Annotated in this window: 30 protein-coding genes; 15 read left to right on the forward strand and 15 right to left on the reverse strand. The window is 68.7% G+C overall.

The features are described 5' to 3' along the window. Positions 1-29: 29 nt before the first annotated feature. Complete coding sequence (locus AB0M24_RS20000; RefSeq protein WP_363769434.1) at positions 30-2,180, reverse strand: MMPL family transporter; 2,151 nt, start codon at positions 2,178-2,180, stop codon at positions 30-32. 5 nt (positions 2,181-2,185) lie between these two features. Beyond that, entirely contained in the window at positions 2,186-2,737 is a 552-nt protein-coding gene (locus AB0M24_RS20005; protein ID WP_363769437.1) for a helix-turn-helix domain-containing protein, read from the reverse strand. 85 nt (positions 2,738-2,822) lie between these two features. Between AB0M24_RS20005 and AB0M24_RS20010 the strand changes: the two genes are divergently transcribed. After that, positions 2,823-3,410 (forward strand): hypothetical protein, encoded by a 588-nt coding sequence (locus AB0M24_RS20010; protein ID WP_363769439.1) that lies wholly within the window; start codon positions 2,823-2,825, stop codon positions 3,408-3,410. Between the two features lie 14 nt (positions 3,411-3,424). After that, entirely contained in the window at positions 3,425-3,715 is a 291-nt protein-coding gene (locus AB0M24_RS20015; protein WP_363769442.1) for a DUF1905 domain-containing protein, read from the forward strand. On the opposite strand, the gene AB0M24_RS20020 is transcribed toward AB0M24_RS20015, so the two are convergent. Both AB0M24_RS20020 and AB0M24_RS20025 read right to left on the reverse strand, forming a co-directional pair. Beyond that, positions 3,712-4,845 (reverse strand): endonuclease/exonuclease/phosphatase family protein, encoded by a 1,134-nt coding sequence (locus tag AB0M24_RS20020; RefSeq protein WP_363769445.1) that lies wholly within the window; start codon positions 4,843-4,845, stop codon positions 3,712-3,714. The genes AB0M24_RS20015 and AB0M24_RS20020 overlap by 4 nt on opposite strands. Before the next feature lie 130 nt (positions 4,846-4,975). Continuing rightward, positions 4,976-5,347: a hypothetical protein gene (locus AB0M24_RS20025; protein WP_363769448.1), complete on the reverse strand. Its 372-nt coding sequence runs from the start codon at positions 5,345-5,347 to the stop codon at positions 4,976-4,978. A gap of 119 nt (positions 5,348-5,466) precedes the next feature. Here AB0M24_RS20025 and AB0M24_RS20030 point away from each other — a divergent pair, with 119 nt between their 5' ends. Then, the gene (locus tag AB0M24_RS20030) at positions 5,467-8,079 is read left to right on the forward strand and encodes a BTAD domain-containing putative transcriptional regulator (RefSeq protein WP_363769451.1); all 2,613 of its coding nucleotides are present in this window, start codon (positions 5,467-5,469) and stop codon (positions 8,077-8,079) included. Here AB0M24_RS20030 and AB0M24_RS20035 read toward each other — a convergent pair. Next, positions 8,076-10,040 (reverse strand): MDR family MFS transporter, encoded by a 1,965-nt coding sequence (locus tag AB0M24_RS20035; protein WP_363770239.1) that lies wholly within the window; start codon positions 10,038-10,040, stop codon positions 8,076-8,078. The genes AB0M24_RS20030 and AB0M24_RS20035 overlap by 4 nt on opposite strands. Positions 10,041-10,099: 59 nt before the next feature. Here AB0M24_RS20035 and AB0M24_RS20040 point away from each other — a divergent pair, with 59 nt between their 5' ends. After that, on the forward strand, positions 10,100-10,669 hold the full coding sequence (locus AB0M24_RS20040; protein ID WP_363769454.1) for a hypothetical protein: 570 nt from the start codon (positions 10,100-10,102) through the stop codon (positions 10,667-10,669). On the opposite strand, the gene AB0M24_RS20045 is transcribed toward AB0M24_RS20040, so the two are convergent. Beyond that, entirely contained in the window at positions 10,666-10,830 is a 165-nt protein-coding gene (locus tag AB0M24_RS20045; protein WP_363769457.1) for a hypothetical protein, read from the reverse strand. The genes AB0M24_RS20040 and AB0M24_RS20045 overlap by 4 nt on opposite strands. On the opposite strand from AB0M24_RS20045, the gene AB0M24_RS20050 reads away from it, so the two are divergent. Genes AB0M24_RS20050 through AB0M24_RS20060 form a run of 3 tightly spaced genes read left to right on the forward strand, consistent with a single transcriptional unit; the run spans position 10,820 to position 13,162 of the window. After that, on the forward strand, positions 10,820-11,152 hold the full coding sequence (locus AB0M24_RS20050) for a putative quinol monooxygenase (RefSeq protein ID WP_363769460.1): 333 nt from the start codon (positions 10,820-10,822) through the stop codon (positions 11,150-11,152). The genes AB0M24_RS20045 and AB0M24_RS20050 overlap by 11 nt on opposite strands. A 52-nt stretch (positions 11,153-11,204) precedes the next feature. After that, positions 11,205-11,480, forward strand: coding sequence for a hypothetical protein (locus AB0M24_RS20055; RefSeq protein ID WP_363769463.1), 276 nt, complete (start codon positions 11,205-11,207; stop codon positions 11,478-11,480). After that, positions 11,480-13,162 (forward strand): GMC family oxidoreductase, encoded by a 1,683-nt coding sequence (locus AB0M24_RS20060; RefSeq protein ID WP_363769466.1) that lies wholly within the window; start codon positions 11,480-11,482, stop codon positions 13,160-13,162. The genes AB0M24_RS20055 and AB0M24_RS20060 overlap by 1 nt, the downstream gene beginning before the upstream one ends. Here the strand turns inward: AB0M24_RS20060 and AB0M24_RS20065 are convergent. Genes AB0M24_RS20065 through AB0M24_RS20075 form a run of 3 tightly spaced genes read right to left on the reverse strand, consistent with a single transcriptional unit; the run spans position 13,112 to position 15,101 of the window. Then, positions 13,112-14,176 (reverse strand): MAB_1171c family putative transporter, encoded by a 1,065-nt coding sequence (locus AB0M24_RS20065; RefSeq protein ID WP_363769469.1) that lies wholly within the window; start codon positions 14,174-14,176, stop codon positions 13,112-13,114. The genes AB0M24_RS20060 and AB0M24_RS20065 overlap by 51 nt on opposite strands. After that, complete coding sequence (locus AB0M24_RS20070; RefSeq protein ID WP_363769472.1) at positions 14,173-14,646, reverse strand: hypothetical protein; 474 nt, start codon at positions 14,644-14,646, stop codon at positions 14,173-14,175. The genes AB0M24_RS20065 and AB0M24_RS20070 overlap by 4 nt, the downstream gene beginning before the upstream one ends. After that, entirely contained in the window at positions 14,646-15,101 is a 456-nt protein-coding gene (locus AB0M24_RS20075; protein ID WP_363770242.1) for an XRE family transcriptional regulator, read from the reverse strand. The genes AB0M24_RS20070 and AB0M24_RS20075 overlap by 1 nt, the downstream gene beginning before the upstream one ends. An 89-nt stretch (positions 15,102-15,190) precedes the next feature. Between AB0M24_RS20075 and AB0M24_RS20080 the strand changes: the two genes are divergently transcribed. Next, positions 15,191-15,403, forward strand: a complete 213-nt coding sequence (locus AB0M24_RS20080; RefSeq protein WP_363769475.1) for a hypothetical protein — start codon at positions 15,191-15,193, stop codon at positions 15,401-15,403. Here AB0M24_RS20080 and AB0M24_RS20085 read toward each other — a convergent pair. Next, positions 15,367-15,786: a hypothetical protein gene (locus AB0M24_RS20085; protein WP_363769478.1), complete on the reverse strand. Its 420-nt coding sequence runs from the start codon at positions 15,784-15,786 to the stop codon at positions 15,367-15,369. The genes AB0M24_RS20080 and AB0M24_RS20085 overlap by 37 nt on opposite strands. Positions 15,787-15,883: 97 nt before the next feature. Here AB0M24_RS20085 and AB0M24_RS20090 point away from each other — a divergent pair, with 97 nt between their 5' ends. Further along, positions 15,884-16,258, forward strand: a complete 375-nt coding sequence (locus AB0M24_RS20090) for a YciI family protein (RefSeq protein WP_363769481.1) — start codon at positions 15,884-15,886, stop codon at positions 16,256-16,258. Here the strand turns inward: AB0M24_RS20090 and AB0M24_RS20095 are convergent. Beyond that, a complete protein-coding gene (locus AB0M24_RS20095; RefSeq protein WP_363769484.1) occupies positions 16,243-16,773 on the reverse strand; it encodes a hypothetical protein in 531 nt (176 codons plus the stop codon). The two genes, AB0M24_RS20090 and AB0M24_RS20095, sit on opposite strands and share 16 nt — an antisense overlap. A 67-nt stretch (positions 16,774-16,840) precedes the next feature. On the opposite strand from AB0M24_RS20095, the gene AB0M24_RS20100 reads away from it, so the two are divergent. The 3 genes from AB0M24_RS20100 to AB0M24_RS20110 are packed head-to-tail and all read left to right on the forward strand — an operon-like array spanning position 16,841 to position 19,270. After that, positions 16,841-17,821 carry an ABC transporter substrate-binding protein gene (locus AB0M24_RS20100; RefSeq protein ID WP_363769487.1) on the forward strand — a complete coding sequence of 327 codons (981 nt, stop codon included), beginning with the start codon at positions 16,841-16,843 and terminating at the stop codon, positions 17,819-17,821. 7 nt (positions 17,822-17,828) lie between these two features. Further along, entirely contained in the window at positions 17,829-18,542 is a 714-nt protein-coding gene (locus AB0M24_RS20105) for an ABC transporter ATP-binding protein (protein ID WP_363769490.1), read from the forward strand. A gap of 5 nt (positions 18,543-18,547) precedes the next feature. Continuing rightward, positions 18,548-19,270, forward strand: coding sequence for an ABC transporter permease (locus AB0M24_RS20110; RefSeq protein WP_363769493.1), 723 nt, complete (start codon positions 18,548-18,550; stop codon positions 19,268-19,270). On the opposite strand, the gene AB0M24_RS20115 is transcribed toward AB0M24_RS20110, so the two are convergent. Further along, positions 19,261-19,917, reverse strand: coding sequence for a TetR/AcrR family transcriptional regulator (locus tag AB0M24_RS20115; protein ID WP_363769496.1), 657 nt, complete (start codon positions 19,915-19,917; stop codon positions 19,261-19,263). The two genes, AB0M24_RS20110 and AB0M24_RS20115, sit on opposite strands and share 10 nt — an antisense overlap. A gap of 58 nt (positions 19,918-19,975) precedes the next feature. Here AB0M24_RS20115 and AB0M24_RS20120 point away from each other — a divergent pair, with 58 nt between their 5' ends. Then, on the forward strand, positions 19,976-20,806 hold the full coding sequence (locus tag AB0M24_RS20120; RefSeq protein WP_363769499.1) for an SDR family NAD(P)-dependent oxidoreductase: 831 nt from the start codon (positions 19,976-19,978) through the stop codon (positions 20,804-20,806). On the opposite strand, the gene AB0M24_RS20125 is transcribed toward AB0M24_RS20120, so the two are convergent. Genes AB0M24_RS20125 through AB0M24_RS20135 form a run of 3 tightly spaced genes read right to left on the reverse strand, consistent with a single transcriptional unit; the run spans position 20,803 to position 23,044 of the window. Continuing rightward, positions 20,803-21,468 (reverse strand): CE1759 family FMN reductase, encoded by a 666-nt coding sequence (locus tag AB0M24_RS20125; protein ID WP_363769502.1) that lies wholly within the window; start codon positions 21,466-21,468, stop codon positions 20,803-20,805. The two genes, AB0M24_RS20120 and AB0M24_RS20125, sit on opposite strands and share 4 nt — an antisense overlap. Next, positions 21,465-21,890, reverse strand: coding sequence for a MarR family transcriptional regulator (locus tag AB0M24_RS20130; protein ID WP_363769505.1), 426 nt, complete (start codon positions 21,888-21,890; stop codon positions 21,465-21,467). The genes AB0M24_RS20125 and AB0M24_RS20130 overlap by 4 nt, the downstream gene beginning before the upstream one ends. Beyond that, positions 21,887-23,044 carry an LLM class flavin-dependent oxidoreductase gene (locus AB0M24_RS20135; RefSeq protein ID WP_363769508.1) on the reverse strand — a complete coding sequence of 386 codons (1,158 nt, stop codon included), beginning with the start codon at positions 23,042-23,044 and terminating at the stop codon, positions 21,887-21,889. The genes AB0M24_RS20130 and AB0M24_RS20135 overlap by 4 nt, the downstream gene beginning before the upstream one ends. Before the next feature lie 88 nt (positions 23,045-23,132). Between AB0M24_RS20135 and AB0M24_RS20140 the strand changes: the two genes are divergently transcribed. Both AB0M24_RS20140 and AB0M24_RS20145 read left to right on the forward strand, forming a co-directional pair. Continuing rightward, complete coding sequence (locus AB0M24_RS20140; protein WP_363769511.1) at positions 23,133-23,738, forward strand: ABC transporter ATP-binding protein; 606 nt, start codon at positions 23,133-23,135, stop codon at positions 23,736-23,738. Further along, the gene (locus AB0M24_RS20145) at positions 23,717-24,862 is read left to right on the forward strand and encodes a DUF6297 family protein (RefSeq protein ID WP_363769514.1); all 1,146 of its coding nucleotides are present in this window, start codon (positions 23,717-23,719) and stop codon (positions 24,860-24,862) included. The genes AB0M24_RS20140 and AB0M24_RS20145 overlap by 22 nt, the downstream gene beginning before the upstream one ends. Positions 24,863-24,872: the final 10 nt, after the last annotated feature.

The following is a 24,872-nucleotide window of genomic DNA, read 5'->3' on the forward strand; positions in this document are numbered from 1 at the left end:
GGGCATGGCGGACCGGGGAGCGGAACCGGCTAAACGGTGACCGGCTCCCGCTTGTCGTCCTCCAGCTCGTCGAGCGCGGTGCCCTCGACGTCGAGCTCCGGCAGCCAGCGCAGGAACTTCGGCAGCCACCAGGCGCGCTCACCGATCAGGGCCAGCGCGGCGGGCACGAGCACCATGCGGACCACGAAAGCGTCCACGAAGATGCCCACCGCCAAGGCGAACGCGATCGACTTCACGGTCGCCTCGCCCGCCGGGACGAAGCCCGCGAACACCGAGAACATGATCAGCGCGGCGGCCACGACGACCGGTGCCGCCTGGCGGAAGCCCGTGGTGATGGCCTCGATCGGCTTGGCGCCGCGGTGGTGCGCCTCGTGCATCCGGGACACCAGGAAGATCTGGTAGTCCATGGCCAGGCCGAACAGGATGCCGATCACCAGGATCGGGGTGAGGCTGATCAGCGGGCCGGTGCTGTCGAGGTTCACCGCGTCGGCGAGCCAGCCCCACTGGAACACCGCCACCGTGGCGCCGAGCGACGCGCCGATGGTCAGCAGGAAGCCGAGCACACCGACGAGCGGCACGAGCAGCGAGCGGAACACCAGGATCAGCAGCACGAGCGCGAGACCCACGACCACGGCCAGGTAGATCGGCAGCGCGCGGTCCAGTGACGTCGCCACGTCGACGCTCACCGCGGTGGCGCCGCTGACGTAGGCCTTGCCGCCGTCCAGAGTGGACAGTTCGGCGCGCAGGTCGGCGACGAGCTGTTCGGTCTCGGCGCTGTCCGGCCCGGACTTCGGGATGACGGTGACGAGCGCGGCCTGGCCGTCCGGGCTCGGCTGGGCGGGCGTCACCAGTGCGACGTCGCCGAGCTTGGCGATCGGTTCGGCGGCCTTGGTGGCGGTCGCGGCGGCGCCGTTGCCCTCGACGAGCACGAGGATCGGTCCGTTGAAGCCCTCGCCGAAGCCCTGCGCGAGGATCTGGTCGGCGCGCTCCTGCGTGGAACCGGCCGGCGGCTTCTGGATGAGCGTGGTGTCCATGGACGCCACTGGGATCGCGACGACGCCGAGAGCGACGACGGACAGCAGCAGCGCGACGACGCGGTTGCGGGTGACGGCCTTCGACCAGCCGCGGATGACGCCGCGATCCTTGGGCTCCTGCGTGACCGCGGCGCGTTCCTTGCGGGTCAGCACGCGGCGGCCGAGCATGCCCAGCACCGCGGGCACCAGCGTGATGGCGATCAGCACCGCGACGACGATCGTGGCCGCGGCCGAGACACCCATCTGCGTCAGGAACGGGATGCCCGCGATCGCGAGACCCACGAGCGCGATGACAACGGTCAGACCTGCCGTGACGACAGCGCTGCCCGCCGTGCCGACCGCGGTGGCGACGGCGTGCCCGACGTCGGAGCCGCGGCGCAGTTCCTGGCGGTAGCGGTTGATGATGAACAACGCGTAGTCGATGCCGACCGCGAGACCCAGCATCGACGCGAGGATCGGCGTGGTCGACTGCAGGTCCATGAACCCGGACGCGATGGTGATGCCGAGCGTGCCGATGCCGACGCCGATGCCGGCGCTCAGCAGGTTCATGCCCGCGGTGACGAGCGAGCCGTAGGTCAGCGCGAGGATGACCAGCGCCAGCACGACACCGACGGCCTCGGTGGGCCCGCCGACGTGCGGCGTCTCCTGCATGGCGGTGCCGGTGACCTCGACGGTCAGGCCCGCGGCGCGCGCCTTGTCGATGACCTTGGTGAGCTCGGCCCGCTGGTCGGCGGTGACCTCGCCCGGCTTCACGTCGTAGGTGACGGTGCTGTAGCCGACGTTGACGTCCTTGTTGACCGTCGGCGCGGCGGGGTCGAGCGGGTTGGTCGCCTGCTTGACGCCCTTGAGCGCCTGCTCGTCGCTGATGAGCTCGGTGATCGCCTTGACGTGCTGCGGCAGCTTCTCGTCGCCAGGCGCCTTCAGCACGACCTTCGCCTGAGCGGTCTCGCCCTGGCCGAACTTCTCCTGGATGCGCTCGAGCGCGGTGGTCGACTCCTGGCCGGGGATCGACATCGAGTTGGACGTCTCACCGCCGAGCGTGAACGCGCCCGCACCGGCACCGATGAGCACGAGCAGCCAGATCAGGACGACCGCGAGCCGGTGCTGGTGCGCACCTCTGCCGAGTCGGTAGAGCAGTTTCGCCATGGTGGTCAGGCCTCCCGGTGCCCGAGTGCGTCGTAACAGGTAGCGAGGATCAAGGGGCGCCACGTCGTCTTGTCGCCCTCCTGGTTGGCCAGGATGGTGAGCACGGCCATGGCGCTGAGCGCGCCGACGATCCGGATCGCGCGCGGCAGTTCTTGCTGGGGGTCGATGACGAACATCTCGTTGATCATCAGTTCGTCCTGGGCCTGCTGGGGGTCTTCGCCCGGCGCGGTCATCGAGCGGAACAGCAGTGCGACCAACCCCGGCCGGTCCAGTGCGATGTCGGTGAGCAGCTCCAGCGCTCGCCTCTCGCGCGCGGGCCCCGGCGGCATCGGCGCGACGAGCTCGGCCACGTGCCTGCTCAGCACGCGGCTCTGCTCCCACGCCGCTTCGAACAGAGCGTCTTTGCTCGGGAAGTGGTGCAGCAGACCGGCTTTGGACAGGCCGACGGCATCGGCGAGCGACTTCAGGCTCGTCTGTTCGAAGCCGTGCCGCGCGAAGAGTGCGGCGGCGGCGTCGAGGATCTTCTCGTCGACTCCGGTCCTCGGCTGTCGTGGCATGTCGACGACTTTACGGCGTTTACCGACCGGTTCGGTAGGTAAACCGACCGATTTGGTCGGTGGCCTTCGTCACCATAATGGGTGAGTGATCGAGATGTCCGCCGTCGTCGCCGCCCACCACCTCGTCAGGTTCCCGGACTGGCCGACCGGCCCGTACTCCGACGGTGACGTGGTGCTGTCCGGCCGGATGTCCCGGGAGGACCTCGGCACGGCGCTCGCCTCCACGGCCCAGTACAACAACCAGCAGCAGGTCGCCGAGACCGGACCCGCGATGCTCCGGGTGCTGCTGGAGGGTGACGGCCTCGTGATGTCCGGCGGCCTGTTGGTACGGGACACCGCGACCGGGGTGGAGATCGAACCCGGCTGCTGCGTCGGGCTGGAGACGTGGCGCGACTGGCAGTACCTCCTGGACGGCCGCGTGCCCTGGCTGGGCCACGACCCCGAGCCGGGTCTGGAGTTCGGGGACGGTGTCGCGCGGCTGTGGCCGGACGGTCGTCGCGTCGACGGGCCTGCCTGCGTGCTCCCGATCGCCGATCTCCCTCGGCAGCTGGAGGCCGTGCGCCAGGACCTGCTGGGGTTCCTGGCACTGGTGCGGAAGTGGGCGCCGTACGGGATGGGGGAGGCGCTGGCCGAGCGGTTCGACGAGCACTTCCACATCAGCGCGCCGCTCTGACGCACAATCAGCGGATGTTCGTCTTCGATGCGGAGTTGTGGGTCTGGGACGCCAGGCGCATGGACACGTGGACCTTCGTCACCTTGCCCGAGGACGTCTCGGACCAGATCCGCGACATCGCCACGCCCGGTGCGGGCTTCGGCAGCGTGAAGGTCAGGGTGGGCGTGGGTGCGAGCAACTGGTCGACGAGCGTGTTCCCGGACAAGCAGTCCGGGTGTTACGTGTTGCCGATCAAGGCTGCCGTGCGCAAGAAGAACGGCGTGGGGCCGGGCGATGTCGTCGAGGTGACGGTCGAGGTGGTCTAGCGGGACCAGTCGATGTCGGCGTAGATCGCGGCGTGGTCGGACGCCGCGTGCACCTCGGCCGTCATGGTTTCGTAGACGTCCCAACGGTTCTGCGTGCGGGGCCCGCGCCACACGCCCTTGCGGAACACTCCGCCGCCGACAGCTTTCCCGTACAGCTCAGGGGTCAGCAGCACGTAGTCGATCTTGCCCTTCGCGTTGACACCGCGGTAGGTGCCCAGCCGGTGGTCCCACTCGAAGTCCGGGTGCTCGCTGATGTCGCGCAGGCCCGTGCGTTGGAAGAGAGGCCTCAACGCTTCGCTGTCCGCGGTGTCGTTGAGGTCGCCCACGACGGCGATGTACTCGTGGCCCTCGTCGCGCAGGCGGTTCACGATGCGGGCGATGCGGACGGCTTGGCGGAAGCGGCGGCGTGCGCCGATCGGGTCGCCGGGGGCGCCGTAGCCCTTGGACTTCAGGTGGTTCACCAGGACGACGACCTCGGGGCCGAACGGGGTGCGGACGTGGTACTCGGCGCAGTCGCGGGAGAAGATCGTGCCTGAGGTGTCGCGCGCGTAGACGTGCGTGCGGATGGTGATGACCTCGTGGGCGTCGCGGGTCAGCAGGCCGACGTTGATGCCGCGCTCGTCGTTGCCGTCGATGAGGTGGACCTCGTCGTACGGGGTCCAGCCGACGTGCTTGAGCATCGACGCGGAGAACATGTGCAGGAGTTCGCGGGACTCGGCCTCGACCACGCCGAGGACGTGGGCGCCGACGTCGCGCATCACCTGGGCGGTGTGGCGGGTCGCGAGCTCGCTGATGGGTTCGGTGGTCAGCTCGACCCAGCCGACCCAGGACTCGCGACCGCTTGCCACGACTGTGGTTTCGCCGGTGCGGTGCCGGGCCAGGAACCGGCCGCGGATGCGGCGCAGGATCGCGTACTTGCTGCGGTCACTTCGCAGCAACTCCAGCGTCGCCAGGTTTTCGAGAAGTTCTTCCTTGACCGCGGGCGTGTAGCTCTCGGAAGCGATCAGTTCGTTGAACCGGGCGTGGGCGGCCAGCACCGGGGCCGCGTGCTTTACAGCGTTGCGGCCCATCACTTTGGGGCGCTCGAACATGTTCTCCACGTTGAACGACCCGATTCGCGTGTGGCTCATCCACTCCAGGGTCGCATGTGGAGGAACGCAAGCGCCCTGGTCCGCTCGGGTGATCTTTCAAGGCGATGGTGGAGGGCCCCGGTGGCTGGGCTGCCGGATGGTGACGAGACTGGGGCCCTCCGAGCATCGGTTACGGGCAGGTGCTGCGCTTCAGGATCGACACCTTGTTCGGGTTGCTGTTGTCGATCTCCTTGTTGTCCTTCTTCTTCGCCGGTGCCACGAAGCACTTGGTGAAGATGGTGCCGTTCTCGCGCACGAACTCCAGCTCGATCGCGCGAGCCTGGTTGCAGTGGTTGTTGTAGTAGACCGTGGTCGTGACGTTGCCGTCGCCCCAGGAGATGTTGATCTTCTGGCCGTCGGGCGAGGCGCAGGCAGCCGACTTGCGGTGCACTGCCTGGACGGACACGTCACCGGAGGTCTCCGCGCTGGCGGCGACGGGCATCAGCCCGCTCAGGCCGAGCCCGAGACCCAGAGCCGCCAGGACGACGTTGCGAGACTTCACGAAATACCCCTCGAATCCGGGAGATGTCCCGCGAGCCGTTCGGCCCGCCCTGGCAACGTTGCCCGTTTGATCAAGGACGAACCTAGGATGAACCTTGAATCAGCTGCTGAGGGGTGATCGTGGAGTTCGGGCTGCTCGGTGCCGTCGAGGTGCGCGACCGCGGTGCGGTGGTCGAGATCGGCCACGTCCGGCAACGATCCGTGCTGGTAGCGCTGCTGGTCGAGGGCGGAAAGCCGGTCCCGGTCGACCGGTTGCTCGACCGCGTGTGGGGTGAGCGGGCACCGGTCAGGGCCCGCGACACGCTCTACGGGTACGTGTCCAAACTGCGCAAGCTGCTCGGACTGGACATCGAACGCTCCCCGGCCGGATACCGGCTCACGGTAGATCCATCGCGAGTCGATTTGTTCCGTTTCAGGCAACTCGTGCGGGAGGGCGTCCTCGACGAGGCGCTGGAGCTCTGGCGCGGGCAGGCGCTGGACGGCCTGGAGTCGCCGTGGTTCGACGCACTGCGCGAAAGCCTGCACGCCGAACGCGTCGCCGCCGAGCTCGACCGCAACGACCAAGCGCTCGCTCAGAACCGGCACACCGAACTGCTGCCCGCGCTGAGGCAGGCCGCCGACGAACGACCGCACGACGAACGCCTTGCCGCACAACTGATGCAGGCCCTGCACGCGTCGGGCAACGACGCGGAAGCGTTGCGCCACTACGACACCGTGCGGCGCAGGCTCGCCGACGAGCTCGGCGCGGACCCGAGCAAGCCGCTGCAGGACGTGCACCAGCGGATCCTGGCCGGCGAGACGGAACCCGAAGGCCCACGACAGCTCCCCGCGCCGCACCCGTGGTTCACCGGCCGCACCGACGAGCTCAAGGCGCTCGAACCGTCCGGAACCGTTGTCATCACGGCGATCGGTGGCACCGGCGGCATCGGCAAGACCGCGCTCGCGGTGCACTGGGCGCACCGGAACCTGAGCACTTTCCCGGACGGTCAGCTGTACGTGAACCTGCGCGGCTTCGACCCGAGCGCCGAGCCGACACCGCCGGAGAACGTGCTGCGGGAGTTTCTGGAAGCGTTGGGGGAGCAGACGATTCCCGCCGGCCTGGACGCGCGGGCCGCCCGCTACCGCAGTCTCGTCAGCGGGAAGCGGATGCTGGTGCTGCTCGACAACGCCCGCTCCACCGAGCAGGTCGTGCCGCTGCTGCCCGGTTCGAACGCCACCGTGCTGGTCACGAGCCGTCTGAAACTCACCGGGCTGGTGGCCGCGCACGGCGCCAGGTCGGTGTCGCTGGACGTGCTGCACCCGGCCGACGCCCGCGAGTTCCTCGAGGCACGTCTCGGCGCCGAACGGGTCGCGGCCGAGCCGGACGTCGTGCAGGACCTGGTGAGCTGGTGCGGCGGGCTACCGCTGGCGTTGTCGATCGTCGCCGCACGCGCCGCGACGGACCCGGACTTCCCGCTGGCCGTGTTCGCCGACGAACTGCGCGAACAGCCCCTCGACGCCCTGGACGCGGGGGAGATCGGCACGAACCTGCGCGCGGTGTTCTCGTGGTCCGTGGCGGCGCTGTCGGACGAGGCGGCCAGGACGTTCGCGCTGCTCGGCACGGTCACCACAGCGGACATCAGCCTCGCGGCGGTGGCGGCGCTCGTCGACCGGCCCACCGCCAGGACGCGGATGGTGCTGCGGGAGCTGGAGAACGCGCACCTCGTGCAGCAGCACGTCCCCGGCCGGTACCGGATGCACGACCTCGTCGGGCTCTACGCGGCCGACCTGGAAGCCGACGCCGGTTCGCGGCTGGCTGACTTCTACGCGGCCACCGCGAGGGCTGCCGCGACGACACTGGAACCTCACAAGGTGTTGCCGGAGCACGAAAGCGGCTACGTCCTGACGTTCGTGGACAACGCGGCCGCGATGGCGTGGTTCGACACCGAGCACGCCTGTCTGATGACTGAACAGCGCACCGCGTTGCAGCGCGGGGCTTTCGCCGTCGCCTGGATGCTCGGCCGCACGCTGAACAACTACCACCTGCGGCGCGGGCGCACGCACGACGACGTCGAGGCCTGGCTGGGAGCGCTCGAAGCCGCCGAGGCGCTGGGGGACGAGAGCAAGCAGGCGACCGCGCACATGTGTCTCGGCGCGAACTACGTCGAGCTGGGGCAGTCGCCGTTGGGGCACAAGCACTTCGAACGCAGTCTGGCGTTGTTCGCCCGCAGCGACGACCACGCGGCCCACGGCGCGGCGCACCGGGCGATGGCGTGGGCGGCGGAGTTCGAGGGCGACCTGGAGAAGGCGCTCGCCCACTCGGTGCAGGGCTTGGAGAAGTTCCGCGCGGCCGGGTCCGAGATCCGCGAGGCCGAGTCGTTGAACGAGGTCGGCTGGCGCTACGCGTGCCTGGGCCGGTACGCCGAGGCACGCACGTACTGCGAGGAAGCCATGCTGCTCAACAACAAGCTCGGCCACGCGGAGGGTTCAGCGGCCACTTTGGACAGTCTCGCGCACATCGCCCACCACGACGGCAGGCACGCCGACGCCGTCGCGCACTACCAGGAAGCCGTGGCGCTGTACCGGGAGCTGGACAACTCGGCCGAGCAGGCGACGGTGCTGGAGCACCTCGGCGACGTGCTCAACGCGGCGGGAGACACTGCAGCGGCACGTGAGCAATGGGCGCGAGCGTTGGCGATGTACGAGGAACAGGGCCGCGCCTCGGAAGCCGCGGCCCTGCGAGCCCGGAGCTAGACCCTGCTCATCTGGCGGCCGCTCTCGATCAGCTCGTCGGTGAACGAGTCGAGCGCCTGCGCGAAGTCGCGCTGGTCCGGCTCGTGCCAGTCCTCGAGCTGGTCGAGCAGCCACCGCCGCCACGCGTGCACAAGCTGCGTGAACACGTCCGCGCCGCGATCGGTGAACCGGTAGCCGTCGTCGTGGTACGCCAGGTGCCCGGACTCGACCAGCGCCCGCGCGGTCGGTTCGAAGATGCCGCCGGGAACCTTGGTCATCTCGGCGATCTCGTCGAGCGTCGCGATGCCGTCGTCCGTCGACGCCCGGTAGACGCGCCCGAGCAGCCACGCCTGTTCCAGCGGTAGGTCCACGCCGGAGCGGCGCAACACCGCGAGCCCCGGATCGTCCTTGGACTTCGAGACGACCGTGGAGACGAGTTTGCGCAGCTCGTCGTAGGAGTTCGACGGCGGCGCGGCGAAGCTCTCGCCGACACCGCTGTTGCCGGTCGCGGCCGCGCGAGACGTGTCCCGCAGCTGCACCTGGGGCAGGAAGAACGCGACGAGCAGCGCTATCAGCCCGATCGGCGCGGCGATCAGGAACATCGTCGACACCGTCTCGGCGTACCCGGCGACGATCGGCGCCTTCACGATCTCGGGCAACGCGTGCACGGCGGCCGGGCTGGCGATCGCGCGCGGATCGACTCCGGGTGGCACGACGAGGTGCTTCGGCAGCTGGTTGGCGTAGATCGTGCCGAAGATCGCGACGCCGAACGAGCTGCCCATCGTGCGCAGGAAGCTGATGCCGGACGTGGCGACGCCGAGGTCGGAGTAGTTGGTGGTGCTCTGCACGACGATCACCGGCACCTGCATCACCAGGCCGATGCCCGCGCCGAGCACGACCATGAACGCGCCCATGACCCAGTAGCTGGTGTCGGCGTCCAAATAGGACAGCAGGAAGATGCCGACGGTCAGGCCGACCGAGCCGATGATCGGAAAGGCCCGGTACTTGCCGGTGCGGCTGATGGTGTTGCCGGTGAGCAGCGCCGTGGCCATCAGCCCGGCGATCAGCGGCAGCATCCACAGCCCGGACGCCGTGGCGGACTCGCCGCGCACGTACTGCAGGTAGATCGGCAGGTACGTGATGCCGCCGAGCATCGCGAACCCGACGACGAAGCTCAGGATGCCCGACACCGTGAACACCCGGCTGCGGAACAACCTCATCGGCAGCATCGGTTCCGCGGCTCGTTGCTCGACGAACACGAACGCGACGAGGAGAACGATCGAGCCCGCTGCCATCCACAGGATCGTCGGCGACGTCCACGGGTACTCGGTGCCGCCCCAGCTCGTGACCAGCGTCAACCCGGTCGCCGCCAGAGCGATCAGCGCGATGCCGGCGTAGTCGATCTTCGGGTGCCCGTCGGCCTTGATCGTGGGCAGAGCGCTGAGGGCGACCGCGATGACGATCACGCCGAGCGGGATGTTGACGTAGAACGCCCACCGCCAGCTCAGGTGGTCGACGAACAGCCCGCCGAGCAAGGGACCCGCGACCGTCGCGATGCCGAACACCGCGCCCGCGAACCCCTGGAACTTGCCGCGTTCCCGCAGCGGCACGACGTCCGCGATGATCGCCGTCGAGGTGACCATGAGCCCGCCCGCGCCGAGGCCCTGGACCGCGCGGAACGCGATGAGCATGCCCATCGACTCCGACCAGCCCGCGAAGAACGAGCCGACGAGGAACAGCACCACGCTGACCAGGAACGTCTTCTTGCGCCCGTAGAGGTCGCCGAACTTGCCGATCAGCACGGTCATGATCGTCTCGGCGAGCAGGTACGACGTCACCACCCACGACAGGTGCGCGCCGCCACCCAGGTCGGCCACCATCGTCGGCAGCGCGGTGGACACGATCGTCTGGTCGAGGGCGGCCAGCAGCATGGCGAGCAGAACGGCCGCGACGACCAGGTTCCGCCGGCGGGTGTCGATCATCTCGGGCACGGGCCGATGATGGCGCAGGAATGTCAGACCCGCAGGTTAAGGTCCCACGCATGGGTGTGAAGGCTTCTGTGGTGGTGTTCGGCGACCTCAAGACGGCGTTGCGGAACGGTGGCGAGCCGGACAAGGCCGCGGCGGAAGCGGTGATCCGGGCGGTGCGGCCGGGCTGTGCGGTCGAAGCGGCCGAGGACAGCGACTTGGCCGACGACATCTATCCCGCAGACGGGTTCGCCTACGTCGCGGTCCTGCCGGAAGCCACGATCGTGTGCGACAGGGAGATCGACGTCGACGCCGTGCTGGAGTTCGCCGCCGGACGGCCGGTGGTCGTCTTCCAGCAGCACTCGGGCGACGGGTCGTTCGGCTTCACCGAGTGGTCCGCGGACGGTGCTGAGGTGCGCTCGGAGGACGACTACGAGGCCGCTGACGCGATCGCGCGGGAGGTCTTCGGGTTCACCGCCGAGACCGTGTCGTCCGACCTCGTGGTGCACGGGTTCCGCATCACTCGCCCGGACCAGGCCGAACGGGACGCCGCGATGGCCGCCGCCGTGGCCGCGATGGTCGCCCAGGGCCCGACTCGGATGCGGATGGCGCCGGACGGATCGCTGGTCCCGATCGAGGACTAGGCGTACTCAGCAAGCTCGATAGCTTCAGTGCTGACCAAAACAAATGCCGTGCGGTCAGACGCCGGGATTTCGCGCTCAGCCAGATTCACCGCGCCTCGACGCTCCACGACCCCATAGGGTTGGAGGGCGATCATGCCGAAGGAGGCCGTTTTGATCTTCATCACCGCCAAGTTCCGCATCCTGCCCGAGCACGCCGACGCCTGGCCCGACATCGCGAGGACCTTCACCGAGGCCACGCGGGCCGAGCCCGGTTGCCTGTGGTTCGACTGGTCGCGCAGCCTCGACGACGCGAACGAGTACGTGCTGGTCGAAGCGTTCCGCGACGGCGACGCGGGTGGGGCGCACGTGCAGTCGGAGCACTTCAAGAACGCGCGGAAGGAACTGCCGCAGTACCTCGCCGAGACGCCGCGGATCGTCAACGCGGTGCTGGAGCAGGACGACTGGTCGCTGCTCGGCGAGATGGAGGTTGGGCCACGCGGGTGAGCATTGCTCAGATCGTTTGGCGCAGGACAGTGCCTCCGCCCAGGATGGCGCCATGGACGCCTTCGTGGAGTTGTCCGCCGAGCTGACCGGGTTCTCGGCGGAAGAGCTGAGGTCGACCGGACTGGTCGAGCAGTACCGCGTTCTTGCGCAGGGTGCGACGGACGCCGAGTTGATCCAGCTCTGGTACACGGGTGTGTGGCGCGGGGTGATCCCGAGCTCCCGCGCCTACGCCGAGGGTCTGGCGTGGAAGGCGGTCGGGGTGCCGGCGCCGGGCACAGCGGGGCCCGGGTTCGGCAGCTGGGAGCGCAGACCCAGAAGAAGCGCCTGATGAGGGCCGTGGTGGTCGGGGCAGGGTTCGCCGGCTCGTTGATGGCGAAAGTGCTGGGGGACAACGGGTTTCGCGTCACGGTGCTGGAAGCCGGCGCGGAGACCGAGCACGACGAGGCCGTCAGAAGATTCCAGACCGCACTGATCAAGTCACCGCTCGCGCCCTACCGGACCACGGTTGCCGCGCCGTCGAGCGACTACCTGATCAACACCGGGCCTTACGACTACTGCAGCCCGTACCTGCGGATGAACGGTGGCACCGGCACCGTCTGGACCGGCATCACGCCCCGCATGCACCCCGAGGACTTCCACACCGGAGACCTGGGTCGCGGGCGCAACTGGCCCATCGAGTACGACGACCTGGAGCCCTACTACCGCGCCGCGGAGTGGGAGATCGGCATCTCTGCCGACGCGGACGAGCAACGGCAGCACGTTCCGGTTGCTGACGGGTACGCGTATCCCATGCACGCCTTGCCTCGCACGTATCTCGACCACGCGGTCGCGTCCGTTGTGGACGGACAGAGCATCGACGGGCACGAGCTGCTGATCACCGGCACACCCCAGGCGCGCAACGGAATCCCGACGGACGGTTACCGACTTGGCGGGCACCTGTGCTCGGGATTCGCGAGTTGTGTGCCGGTGTGCCCGGAGAACGCCAAGTACACGCCGCGTCGCACTCAGCAGCGCTGGTCCCTGAACGTCGAACTGCGCACGAGATGCGTCGTGAACCGGCTCCACGCGGACGAGTTCGGCCGGATCACCAAGGTCGGCTACCAGCGCTACGAGGACGACACGACCTCAAGGCACACCGAATGCGAGATCGAAGCGGACGTGGTCGTGCTCGCCGCGCACGCCATCGAGAACGCCAAGCTGCTGCTCATGTCCGGACTCGCGAACAGCAGCGACCAGGTCGGCCGCAACCTCATGGACCACCCCGCACTGCTCACGTGGGCGCTGATGCCCCACCCGATCGGCCCGTTCCGCGGACCAGGGTCGACCACGAGCATCGAGGCGTTCAGGGCAGGAGGCGAACGCAGGAACAGAGCGCCGTTCCGCGTCGAGATCGGCAACTGGGGCTGGGGCTGGTCAGCGGGCAGCCCGGACTCCGACACCGCCGAGTTCGTCGCGGCAGGTCTCAGGGGCAACGCGCTGAGAAAGGCGGTCGCGGAACGCGTCGGGCGGCAGTTCACGCTGCAGTTCGAGATCGAGCAGGAAGCCGACCCGCTCAACCGCGTCACGCTGGCATCAGAGGTAGACGCACTGGGCAACCCGCGCCCGAGCGTCCACTACGGACTGTCGGACTACGTGAAAGACGGCCTGCTGGCGGCGAAACGCGTGTCGGACAGGCTGTTCGAGATGCTCAAAGCCGACGACTACACCTCGTACAAGCCGGACGAGGAACACTACTTCGAGCACAACGGCGAGCCCCTGCGCTACTGGGGTGCGGGCCACGGCGGCGGTACGCACATCATGGGCACGCACAGGGAAACCTCGGTCGTGGACCAGTGGCAACGGTGCTGGGACCACCCCAACCTGTACGCGGTGGGCTGCGGCAGCATGCCGTCGCTCGGCACGTCCAACCCGTCGCTCACGATGGCCGCGCTGGCCCTGAGAACGGCCGACCACCTGATCTCACGCCGCGTCGAGCTGAGCCAGCCGGCGCACCTCGCGCACGACCGGTGACCGGGTGAAAGCCGAGGACACGGCGCCCAGCCAGGCGGTTTCGGCCTCCACGCTGGGCGTCCCCGCGGACTGCCCGGGCTGTGCGGGCCAGCTCCTCCCCGCGTCGCGCATGACCAACGCCGCCGCGAGCTCGGCCGCCACGAGAGTCGGCCCGTCGACGGGAGTCCGCAGCCAGGAGGCGAGATCCGGCGGCACGTGGGTGCGCAACGCCAGCAGCCCGTCTCGGATCTCGATCACCCGCCGGTACAGCGTGAACTCCAGGTCGTGCCGCGCCGGCAACGCGATCTGCGGTTGCGCCAGCACCAAAGTCCGCCACAACGGCGTCACCGCGCGAATCCCGCGCCAGGTCCGGAACAGCTTCACCGCGCCGTCCCACGTGGTCAGCAGCGCGCCTGTCACCCACAGCGTCATCGCGACCATCCCGATCGCCCGGGACGTCGGCACGAACCCGGCGAGCCCGGTGACCATGATCGACAACGAGGGAAGCCCGGAGAACACTCCCCACGCGATGGTCGCCGCGGCCGCCGCCATGATCACCCGCAGGCCGGTGCGGAACGCCCCTGGTGGCCGGGAGACCTGCAGGAGCGTCCGGATGAACACCACCAGGCAGCCGACCGCGTAGCCGGTGAGCACCACCTGGTACAGCACGACGCTCGGCCGCCATTGCAGCGTGTGCAGCACGGCGTGGTGCGGCGCGAAGTCCAGGTAGCACAGGAAGAGCACGGCCCAGGTCAGCGGCAGCGGCCAGAACGCGGTGCGCGGCTCGGGGGAGCGGATGCTGCGCGCCAGCTTGAGCAGCGACCACACCGACAGCAGCTGCAGCACGTTCGTGACGAGCCGGCACAGCAGCTGGTTCTCCACCCCGACCAGGCGGATCGTCGGGTCGCCCGAGATCACCAGCGACAGCGCCATGCTCAGGAAGAACGTCACCAGGTGGCGTGGCGCGCTGCGGGCCGTCCCGAGCAGCGTGAGCCCGATCAGCGTGAGCAGCGCCGCCGTGGCGTAACTGCTCAAGACCCGAACGCCGATCGCAGCGGGTCCGCGCCTCCCTCGATCCGGCGCACGATCAGCGACGCCACCAGCTCGGCCTCCTGCTCGTGCTCCCACAGGTAGGTCGTGCGGCCCAGCACCCTGCGCACCAGCTCAATCGGCAGGTTCGGCGTGAGCATAGCGGCCACCTTGTCCGACAGCTCCTGGCCCTCGGCGTGCCCGCACAGCAGATGACCCAGCTCGTGCAACAGGATGTGCTGCTGGTGCAACGGAGACGTGTCCCGCGTGTAGAACACGTAGTCCGCGCGGTCGGTCGCCGCCAGCACCCCGCACGGCGCACCGGGCTTGGCGGCCAGCGGGATCAGCTCGATCGGCCTGCCGCGGTGAACGGCCAGCCCTTCGAACACCGCGTGCACGTCGAACGGATCCGGTAGGTCCACAGTGGACGCGATCCGCTCACATCGCCGCCACAGCGCGCTCTTCCTGCCGAGCACTATTCCCCCTTGGACCGCTGTGACTCTCTCTGCGACTCTCTCTGTGACTCTCTCTGGGCCTCTCGCCGCCCGATGGCCTCCACGATGTCGGCCACGGTGCCGAGCCCCTCCTCGGACAGCGTCACCGCCCGCAGCGCCAGGTCCCGCACCGCGCTGTTGCGCAACGCCCCCAGCAGTTCCAGTTCCTCGGCGATGATTCTCCCCTGTTCATCGTCGAAGAAGTAGGCCGGCGGCACCTGGAAGAACGCCGCCAGCGCCTCCAGATGACGCTTGGTCGGGTTGTCGCGCCGCCCGGTCCGCAGCTGCCACAGGTAGGCGGCCGAGAACGTCTCCCCGGTGCTCTCCCGGCACGCCCGCGCCACCTCCTCGTGGCTGTGCGGCTCGCCGTTCGGCCTGCGCACCACCTGGAACAGGCGGTCGATGCGGTCGGCGAGGCTCGCCCGTTCCTCGGTCATCATCGCCTTCCATCTCATTGACACAGCGGATCGCGTCAACCTACCTTCACATTAGCTGAGATGAATGACCGTGGGGAGGCGGTCCGAACATGACGACTGAGGTGAATGAGGCGCAAGCCTTCACGGGGTGGTCCTACGAGCACACCCCTGAGGAAGCGGTGCGGGAAGCACTGGACATGGCACGCAGGAGGGCACTGATCGCGGGGTTCGCGAGTGACGAGTGCGTGCTGCTGTTCGTGAACGCGACAAGGCTCGGACCAGGGTGTTACGCGGGAGACGCCGGGCTGCGCTGCGCACGCTGAACCAGCAGGATCGCGGCCGCCACCGCGATGACCACGACACCGTTGCCGAACGCCCACAGGACCGCGTGGGTGTGCACGGTCTCGCGGGTGGCGGCCGGGTCGCGGAACACCGGGTTGACCTGGGTGACCAGCAGGATCTTCATCGCGACGGACAGCGCGAGGCACGCCAGCGCCGGCCGTGGCGCACGTGTGACGACCGCCAGCACCACGGCGAGCGGGCCCCAAGGCAGGTAGTAGTAGACCGGGCTGCCCGCCGCGAACACTCCGACCAACGACCCCGGCCGCGGGTCGGCCAGCAGCTGCGGGTTCCACACGACCTGCTCGTAGAGGTTGCCGAAGAACCACATGCTCAGCAGCGGAACGACCAGTCTGGAAAAGTTCACCGGGTCATGATGTCGAAAATGTCGAAAGCTTCGTGACGTCGATCGACGCAGGGGTGGCAGCTGCCCAACGCTGCCAGTCGACAACGAGGAGAACACCATGCGGTTCATGCTCATTCACCGAGTCCTGGAGGACGACCCGGCCTCGTGGGAGCCGAACCCGGAGCTCATCGAGCGGATGAACGGCTTCATCGAGAAGCTGGTCGCGAACGGCGCCCTGCTCACCGCTGACGGCGTGCAGAAGGCCGGTTCGGTGGTGCGCAGGCGCGGTGCCGCGGTCAAGTCCACGGACGGGCCGTTCGCCGAGGCCAAGGAGGTCGTCGGCGGGTTCCTGCTGATCAACGCGAAGGACCTCGCCGAGGCCACGGCCGTCGGGGAGGAGTACATCACCTGCTTCGCGGGCGTCGAGGAGATGTCGATCGAGGTCCGTCAGGTCGTCGAGGCCGAGGACATCGAGCCCTACCTGAACAAGTAGGCCAGCTCGACGACGAACCACTCGCCGTCGAGCGAGCACGGTCCGCCGGGATGCAGCCGCACGTCCTCGCCGTCCAGCGCGACGAGGACGTGCGGCACGTCCAGCTCCACCGAACAATCCGCGACCGTGCGCACGCTGACGTCGTTCGGATGGATGTCCAAAGGAGCGGACTGGTGCTCGCCGAGATCTTTCAGTTCGACGAGGCGGTTGCGGTAGAACGACGTCCCGATGTTCGTCAGCCGGTGCACGGGTGACACGGGCCGGTAGACCCAGCCGCCGCGGTGCTCCGAGATGAACCGGGGCTCGCTGCCGTCGAGCCAGTCCATCCTGCCGTCCGAGCCGTCGATGCTCAGCACGACGTACGGGTTGTGGTGCAGGTGCCACGGGTGGGTCTCGCCCGGTTCGAGCTGGACCTCCCACACCCTGACCACCGGGTCGTCGTAGAGGACGCGCTGACCCACGTCGACCAGCACGATCTCTTCACCGGACGGCGCCACCACGACGTCACCCCTCACCGCACACCTCCCGCAGTCGTCCCCGGACCTCTATGTTCGACCAGAGGGCGCCTTCGGGGGAGGGATCATGCGGAAAGCGGTTTCAGTCCTGCTCGCGATCTTGCTGGCCGTCACGGGCTGTGCGGGTCCGGCGGAGCGGCAGGATCTGGCACACGTCAGCTATCTGACGTCGTTCAACACCTTCGGCAGGGACGCGTACGTGTACGTGGCGCAGGAGAAGGGTTTCTTCGCGAGTCGCGGGATCGACGTCGAGATCACGCCGGGCACGGGCAGCGTCGACGTGCTGAAGCTGGTCGCGGCCGGTCGGGCCGACTTCGGTGTCGCCGACTTCACCGCCACCGCGATCACCCTGGCGAAGGAGAGGCTGCCGGTGACCACGATCGCGGCCATCCACCAGAAGTCGCTGGCGGCGATCGTCACGCTTGAGGGCAGCGGTATCAGCAAGCCCGCGGACATGGTGGGCCGCAAGATCGGCGATCAGCCGGGCTCCACGAACCAGGTGATGTTCCCGGTCTACGCCAAGGCGGCCGGGATCGACGCGGGCAAGGTCGAGTTCGTGCCGTCCGCACCGCCCGCGCTGCCGCAGCTGCTGGCGGCGGGCCAGGTCGACGGGATCGGTCAGTTCGTCGTCGGCACGCCGCTGATCGAGGCCGCGGCCAAGGGCAGGAAGGCGGTCGTGCTGCCTTACGGAGACCTCGTCCCGGACCTGTACGGGAACGCGCTGGTGGTGTCGAAGGAGTTCCAGGGCAAGGCGCCCGACAAGGTGCGGAGTTTCACGGACGCGCTGCTCGAAGGCCTGGAGTACGCGATCACACATCCGGACGAGGTCGGTCCGATCCTCAAGAAGTACCAGCCGACGCAGGACGCGACCGTGGCGAGCGCCGAAGTCGCGTTGATGGCGCCGTACGTCCGGCCGTCCGGGTACAGCGGCAGGGTCGGCGGGATGACGGAGGAACGGGTCGAGAAGATCATCCGCACGCTCGTGGAGGCCCGCGCGATTCCCGACGGGGTGGTGCTGCGGCCCGGCGACCTGGCGACGTTCGGCTGACCCCGGGGTGATCACGGTCGGGCAGCTCTCGCACTCCTTCGGCGCGGTCGACGCCTTGGCGGGTATCGACCTGGAGGTCGGGGAGTACGAGTTCGTGGCGGTGATCGGGCGGTCGGGCTGCGGCAAGTCCACTTTGCTGCGCCTGATCGCCGGTCTGCTGGCGCCGTCGGAAGGCCGTGTCTTCGTGGCAGGTTCCGAGGTCACGAAGCCACGGCGGGACGTCTCCGTGATGTTCCAGCGGCCGGCTTTGCTGCCGTGGCGGTCGGTGCTGGCCAACGTGCTGCTGCCGATCGAGATCTTCGGCCTCGGCGATCACCGCGACCGAGCGCACGAGCTGCTCGCGCTCGTCGGGCTGGAGGGGTTCGAGAAACGGTTGCCGCACGAGCTGTCCGGCGGCATGCAGCAACGGGTGGCGTTGTGCCGGTCGCTGATCCAGAGCCCGAAGGTGATGCTGATGGACGAGCCGTTCTCCGCGCTGGACGCCATCACCCGCGCCGAGCTTTCCGAGGAGCTGCAACGGGTTCAGCTCGAACTGCCGCGCACGGTCGTGTTCGTGACGCACTCGATCGACGAGGCCGTGCTGCTCGCCGACCGGATCGTGGTGCTCAGTCCGCGCCCCGGCCGGATCCACAAGATCGTCGAGGTCGGCCTGCCGCGGCCGCGTGCGTTGGGGCAGCCCGAACTGGACGACGTGAGCCGTGAGTTGCGAGGCCTGCTGTGAAAGCGGTGTTGCCGGTAGTGGGTCTGGTCGCGATCATCGGACTCTGGTGGCTCGCGACGATCGTCTTCGGCATCGACTCGTTCCTCGTGCCGTCACCTGCTGACGTCGTGGCGTCCTTCGTCGAGCTGCCTGGCTATCTGCTCGAACAGACTCTCGTCACGTTGTGGGAGGCCGTGTTCGGCTTCGTCGTGTCCATTGTGGTCGGTGTGCCGATCGCGCTGCTGATCGTCGGCTCCACGATCATGGAGCGGATGTTCTACCCGCTGCTGGTCGCTCTGAACGCCGTCCCGAAGGTCGCCATCGCGCCGATCGTGGTGGTGTGGTTCGGGTTCGGCATCTCCTCGAAGGTGCTGCTGGTCGTGCTGGTGTGCGTCTTCCCGATCGTGATCTCGACCGCGTCCGGGATGAAGTCGACACCGGACGAGCTGACCGAGCTGTTCCGGTCGCTCGACGCCAGCCGCGGTCAGGAGTTCTTCAAGCTGCGACTGCGGCACGCCCTGCCGCAGATCTTCGTCGGGCTGAAGGTGTCGATCTCGCTGGCCGTGATCGGCGCGGTGATCTCCGAGTTCGTCGGCGCCCGCGCCGGGCTCGGCTACGTGATCAACACGTCCGGTGCGAGCGCCGACACCTCCTTGGCCTTCGCGGCGATGACGCTGCTCGCGATCATCAGCGTCGGGTTGTTCTACGGCTTGAGCTACGTGGAGAAGAAGGTGCTGCCCTACGCCTGACCCAGCCTGTCGAGCAGTTCGCCGAGCAACGCGCGTTCGCCGGGGGACAGGCCGGCCGGATCCGCGTCGACCAGGGCTCGGAGGGTGAGGGCGGCGTTCGAGCGCGTAGGTGCTTTGCTCTTCGTGCCGCGCACCACGCCGGCGAGCGCGGCTTCGCGGACGCGTTCGGACAGGCCGAAGTCCGGCTCCGGCTGGGAGATCAGGGTCAGCGTGACGCCGACGTTCGCGGCGAGCAGCTGTTCCGCGGCGTCGTCCGCGGGCACCGTCAGCAGGCCGTCGCGGGCCGCCTCCGTGAACCGGTCGCGCAGTGCGGCGTGCGCGGGAGCCGTGACGGCACAAGGTTTTCCGGGTTCGACCCGGCCGTAGAGGAGCCCGTAGAACGAGGGGTGCTCCAGGCCGAACCGCACGTGCCGGTCCCAGCCCTCGCGCAGGTCGCCGAGCGGGTCGCCGGAGCTCTCCACCGCGACGTACTGCGTGAAGCCGTGGTTGAGCACGGCGTCGATCAGCCCCTGTTTGCTGCCGAAGTGGTGGTACAGCGTCGGTGCCTGCACCCCGGCGCGTTCGCACACGGCCCTCGTCGACACCGTGCCGCCGCCGTCCAGCAGCTCGGCCGCCGCGAGCAGCAGCCGGTCCCGTGCGTTCTGCATGTCGCTATAGTAGCCCATGTAGCGCTACACAGACTGCTATAGCGATAGGGGAAGTCTGATGAAGACCTGGTTCATCACCGGAGGGACGCCCGGCGGGTTCGGGATGGCCTACGCCGAGGCCGCGCTGGAACGCGGAGATCAGGTGGTGCTGACCGCACGCAGGCCCGATGAGCTGCGGGAGTGGGCTTCCGTGCACGGCGAACGCGTGCTGGTGCTGCCGCTCGACGTCACCGACGCCGAGCAGGTTCGCGGGGCGGTCCAGGCCGCGGAGGAGCGGTTCGGCGGGATCGACGTGCTCGTCAACAACGCGGGCCGCGGCTGGTACGGATCGGTCGAGGGCACCGTCGACGAGACGATCCGCCGCACTTTCGACCTCAACCTGTTCGCCGTGGTCGAGGTGGTGCGCGCGGTCCTGCCGGGCATGCGGTCACGCGGCAGCGGCTGGATCGTAAACATGTCCTCGTTGGCCGGACTCGTCGGCGTGCAGGGATTCGGCTACTACTCGGCCGCGAAGTTCGCTCTCGAAGGGCTGTCGGAGACGTTGCGCCAGGAGGTCGAGCCGTTCGGGGTGAAGGTGCTGGTCGTGGAGCCGGGATCGTTCCGCACCAAGGCTTACGCGGGGTTCCAGGACGAGCCGGTGGACGAGCGGGTCGACGCCTATCTCGGTCTGGTGGAAGGCATTCGCGCGGCCTTCGTCGACCAGGACGGCAAGCAGCCGGGTGATCCCGAGCGCGGAGTGCGGGCCGTGATCAGCGCGATGGAGGCATCCGAGCCGCCGCACCGGATCGTGCTCGGCGGCGCCGCGTACGACGCCGCCGTTGCCCTGCACGAGAACGCGCTGGTGGAGCTGCGCCGGCACGAGAAGCTCTCGCGCGGCGCGGACTTCTAGGCCTGACCGCCCGCGGCCAGCCTCATCAGGTCCGAGTCGAGGTCGATCGACAGCTCGGTGCCGCCCGCGCTGCCGAACTCGTGCTGGTAGCGGCCCCACGACTCGTCGCGCACGGTCTTCTCGAACCCGGCGGCGACCAAAGCCACCAGTTCCAGCGCCGCGCGGTCGATCCGCTTGTTCAGGCCGGGGTCGGTCCAGTCCTCGGTCGCGGCGAACAGCGACGTCGGCACCACGACCGTGCGCAGGTATGCGAACAGGCCGCGCATCTGGTCGTCGACCACGAGAGCGTGGCGAGCCGTGCCGGCGGTCGCCGCGAGCACGACCGGCTTCGCGATCAGCAGGTCGTTGTCCAGGATCTGGAAGAACGACGTGAACAGGCCGCTCGCGCCCGCCTTGTAGACGGGGGTGCTGGCGACGATGCCGTCCGCGTGCTGCAGGGCGTCGATCGCCTGCTGCAGCTTCGGGCCGATGTGGTTGGACACCAACGCGTTCGCGATGTCGCCCGCCAGCTCGCGCAGCTCGATCGTCTTGATGCCGATGGTGAGCTGCTTCTGGAGGCCGAGCGTCGCCACGCGCTGGGCGACGCGGTCGGCGAGCAGCCGCGTCGACGACGGGTCGCTCGTACCTGCCGAGACGATGACGAGCTGCTTCTGGGTGGTCATTTCTCCTCGTTCCCTGCCAGTTTCGCGGTGATCGCGGCGAGCTGTTCGAGTTCTTGCGGGGTAAGGACGTTCAACGCGCGGGTGACGCTGCGGGCGTGCGGGAGGCCTATCTCCCGCTGGACCTTCCGGCCGTCCGGGGTGAGCGACAGGCGCACACCCCGGCGGTCACCGGGATCCGGGCACCGCACCACCAGCCCGCGGTCGACCAGGCGGTCGACCATGCGGGACAGGGCGGGCTGGCTGAGCAGCACGTGGCGGTTCAGCTCGCTCATCCGAAGTGGACCGTCGCACTTGGACAACGTGTAGAGGACGTCGTACTCCCGCATCGTCAGGTCGCCCCAGACGTCCTCCGCGTTGAACCGCTTCATCAGCACGGCGTAGGCCCGCATGAGCGACTCCCACGCCTCGTTCGCTCGCGTCATTCCGAATCCTGGTAAGGCGAGCCGCCCGTGACGTTGTCACCCCGGTTGGCGTTCGGCTTCGGCTGACGGGCGGGCTGGTCGCCGTACTTCTCCTCGAGGCGCACCGCGTGCGTCGGCGGCTTGGCGGTCTCCGGGTCCTGGCGCGACTCGATCTCCTTGCGCAGTACCGGAACCACCTCCTCGCCCAGCAGGTCCAGCTGGTTCAGCACCGTCTTCAGCGGCAGGCCGGCGTGGTCCATCAGGAACATCTGGCGCTGGTAGTCGCCGAAGTGCTCGCGGAAGGTCAGCGTCTTGTCGATGACCTCCTGCGGGCTGCCGACCGACAGCGGCGTCTGCTCCATGAAGTCCTCCATCCGCGGGCCGTGGCCGTAGACGGGAGCCTCGTTGAAGTACGGACGGAACTCGTTCAGCGCGTCCTGTGACCGCTTCGCGATGTAGGCCTGCCCGCCGAGACCGACGATGGCCTGCTTCTCAGTGCCGTGGCCGTAGTGCGCGTACCGCTGGCGGTAGAACTTGATCAGCCGCATGTAGTGCTCTTTCGGCCAGAAGATGTTGTTGGCGAAGAAGCCGTCACCGTAGAAGGCCGCCTGCTCCGCGATCTCCGGCGTGCGGATCGAGCCGTGCCACACGAACGGCGGCAGGTCGTCCAACGGCCGCGGCGTGCTGGTGAAGCCCTGCAGCGGCGTGCGGAACTTGCCCTCCCAGTCGACGACGTCCTCGCGCCACAACCGGTGCAGGAGGTTGTAGTTCTCCAGCGCCAGCGGCAGGCTCTGCCGGATGTCCTGACCGAACCACGGGTAGACCGGCGCGGTGTTGCCGCGGCCCAGCATCAGGTCCATGCGACCCTTCGCCAGGTGCTGCAGCATCGCGTACTCCTCGGCGATGCGCACCGGGTCGTTCGTGGTGATCAGCGTCGTCGCGGTGCTGACGATCAGCTTCTTGGTCTTCGCCGCGATGTGGCTCAGCAGCGTGGTGGGAGCGGACGAGAAGAACGGCGGGTTGTGGTGCTCGCCGATCGCGAACACGTCGAGCCCGACCTCCTCGGCCTTCTCGGCGATCTGCACGATCGCGTCGATGCGCTCGGCCTCGCTGGGGGTCTCGCCGCTCACCGGGTCCCTGGTGATGTCGCTCACCGAGAAGATTCCGAACTGCACGGCAGCCGCCTCCTTCTATCTCAAGTTCTATGCGTTTGCATCTACTCTAACGCACGGGGCCGCGAGCTATTCCCACTACGCTGATCACATGTCTTTGGCCGTGCGGGATGCGGGCTTCGGCTACGGGGGAGTGCCTGTTTTCGCAGGTCTGACGTTCGAGGCGGCTCCTGGCGAGGCCGTTGCCGTGGTGGGGGCGAACGGATCGGGCAAGTCGACGCTGCTGCGTTGCCTCGTCGGCGCCGAGGTGCTGGACTCCGGTTCGGTGCTGTTCGACGGCGCCGTGCTGGACGAGTCGTCGGCTTCGGTGCGCGCTCGTCTCGCCTCGCTGCTCGACGACGCCGACTACTTCCCGGACGTGTCCGTGGTGGAGCACCTGCGGTTGCTGGCGTGGCTGCACTCGTCCTCGGTCGACGTGTCTGTCGTCGTCGACGAGCTCGGGTTGTCGGCGGTGGCCGATCAGTTGCCGCCGACGTTGTCCTCGGGGCAGCGGCACCGGCTCGGGCTGGCGTCTTGTTTTGTGCGGCCGCGGTCCGTGCTGGTGCTCGACGAGCCCGAGCAACGGCTGGACGTCGCCGGGCGGGCATGGCTGCGCGATCGGTTGCTGGCGGAGAAAGCCGCCGGGGTGGCCATCGTGTTCGCCTCGCACGACGCGAGGTTGGTGGAGGCGGTGGCGTGCCGGACCGTCACTCTGTAGCCGCTGTCCGCCGCCGGTTGCGGACGCCGGTGCCGTGGCGGTTCCGGGTCGCGCGGTGGTACGCGCAGATCGTCAACTTCTCGATCGTCGGCGCGGTCGCGTACGGGCTGGTGTCGGCCGGGCTGACTCGCTCTGCCGGGAACGTGTGGGCCGCGCTGGGGTTGTCGGTGCTGGGCGCCGCGGTGCTGTTGAGGGTGTCGCTGGCGTTCGGGCCGGTGTTCGTCGGGGCTGACCGGATGTTCTGGGTGCTGAGTGCGCCGGTGTCGCGGGCGGAGTTCCTGCGGCCGCGGGTGTTCGGGTTGCTGGGGCTCGGGGCGGGCGTCGGGGCGTTGTGGCCCGCGGTGGTGTTCGGGCTCGTGGGTGCGGTGGCCTCGCCGGTGGTAGCGATGGGAAGCGGGGCCGCGGCTGGGGTGGCGGTGGTCGCCCTGGCTTTGGTGGTGCAACGGCTTCGCCATGGCTGGCGGCGAGCCGGTCTCGCCGCAGGTGCTGCGCTCGCTGGTGTGGTGCGGGTGTCGGTGAGCTGGTTCGACCTCGCGCTGCTGGGCGCGATTCTCGCCGAACGCCGTGCGCGTGCACTCGGACGTGTGAGATCAGCCGAGCTTCGAGGTTCTCGCCTGGTGGTCCTGGTGTGGACCGATGTCCTCAGGCTTCGGCGCACTCCCTACGCTCTGATCGTCTGGGCAGCGCTCCTGCCTGTGCCCGCTCTCGTCGCGGTGTGCGCGGACGCCGTTCCCGCCGTCCACCTCCTGGCCGCGTTCCTCGCCACCGACCGCCTGGCCGCAGGACTCCGGTTCGTCTGCCGCTCACCGGCCATGCGCCGCGCCCTAGGACTGTCGGACCGCTACCTCCGCGCCGCACACCTGGTGTTTCCAGCCGCAGGTGCCGCTATCTGGTGCGCGATCACGACGGCGTTCACTCCACACGTGTCTGTGCTCAACGGACTGATCTCCGCCGTCGGGGCTGTGGCGGTGGTATATCGGATCGCCACGCGGCCACCGGTGGATTACGGTGCCGCGATCGTCGACTTCGGATTGTTCGGGCCGACGCCGCTCGGGTTGATCGTGCAGCTCAGTCGGGGACCTGCGCTGCTGGCGGCGCTCGCGTTCGTGCAACTGGCTGTGTAAGAGGGGAAGC

Origin of the sequence: Lentzea sp. NPDC051838, from assembly GCF_040681245.1 — a bacterium.
Taxonomy (GTDB): domain Bacteria; phylum Actinomycetota; class Actinomycetes; order Mycobacteriales; family Pseudonocardiaceae; genus Lentzea.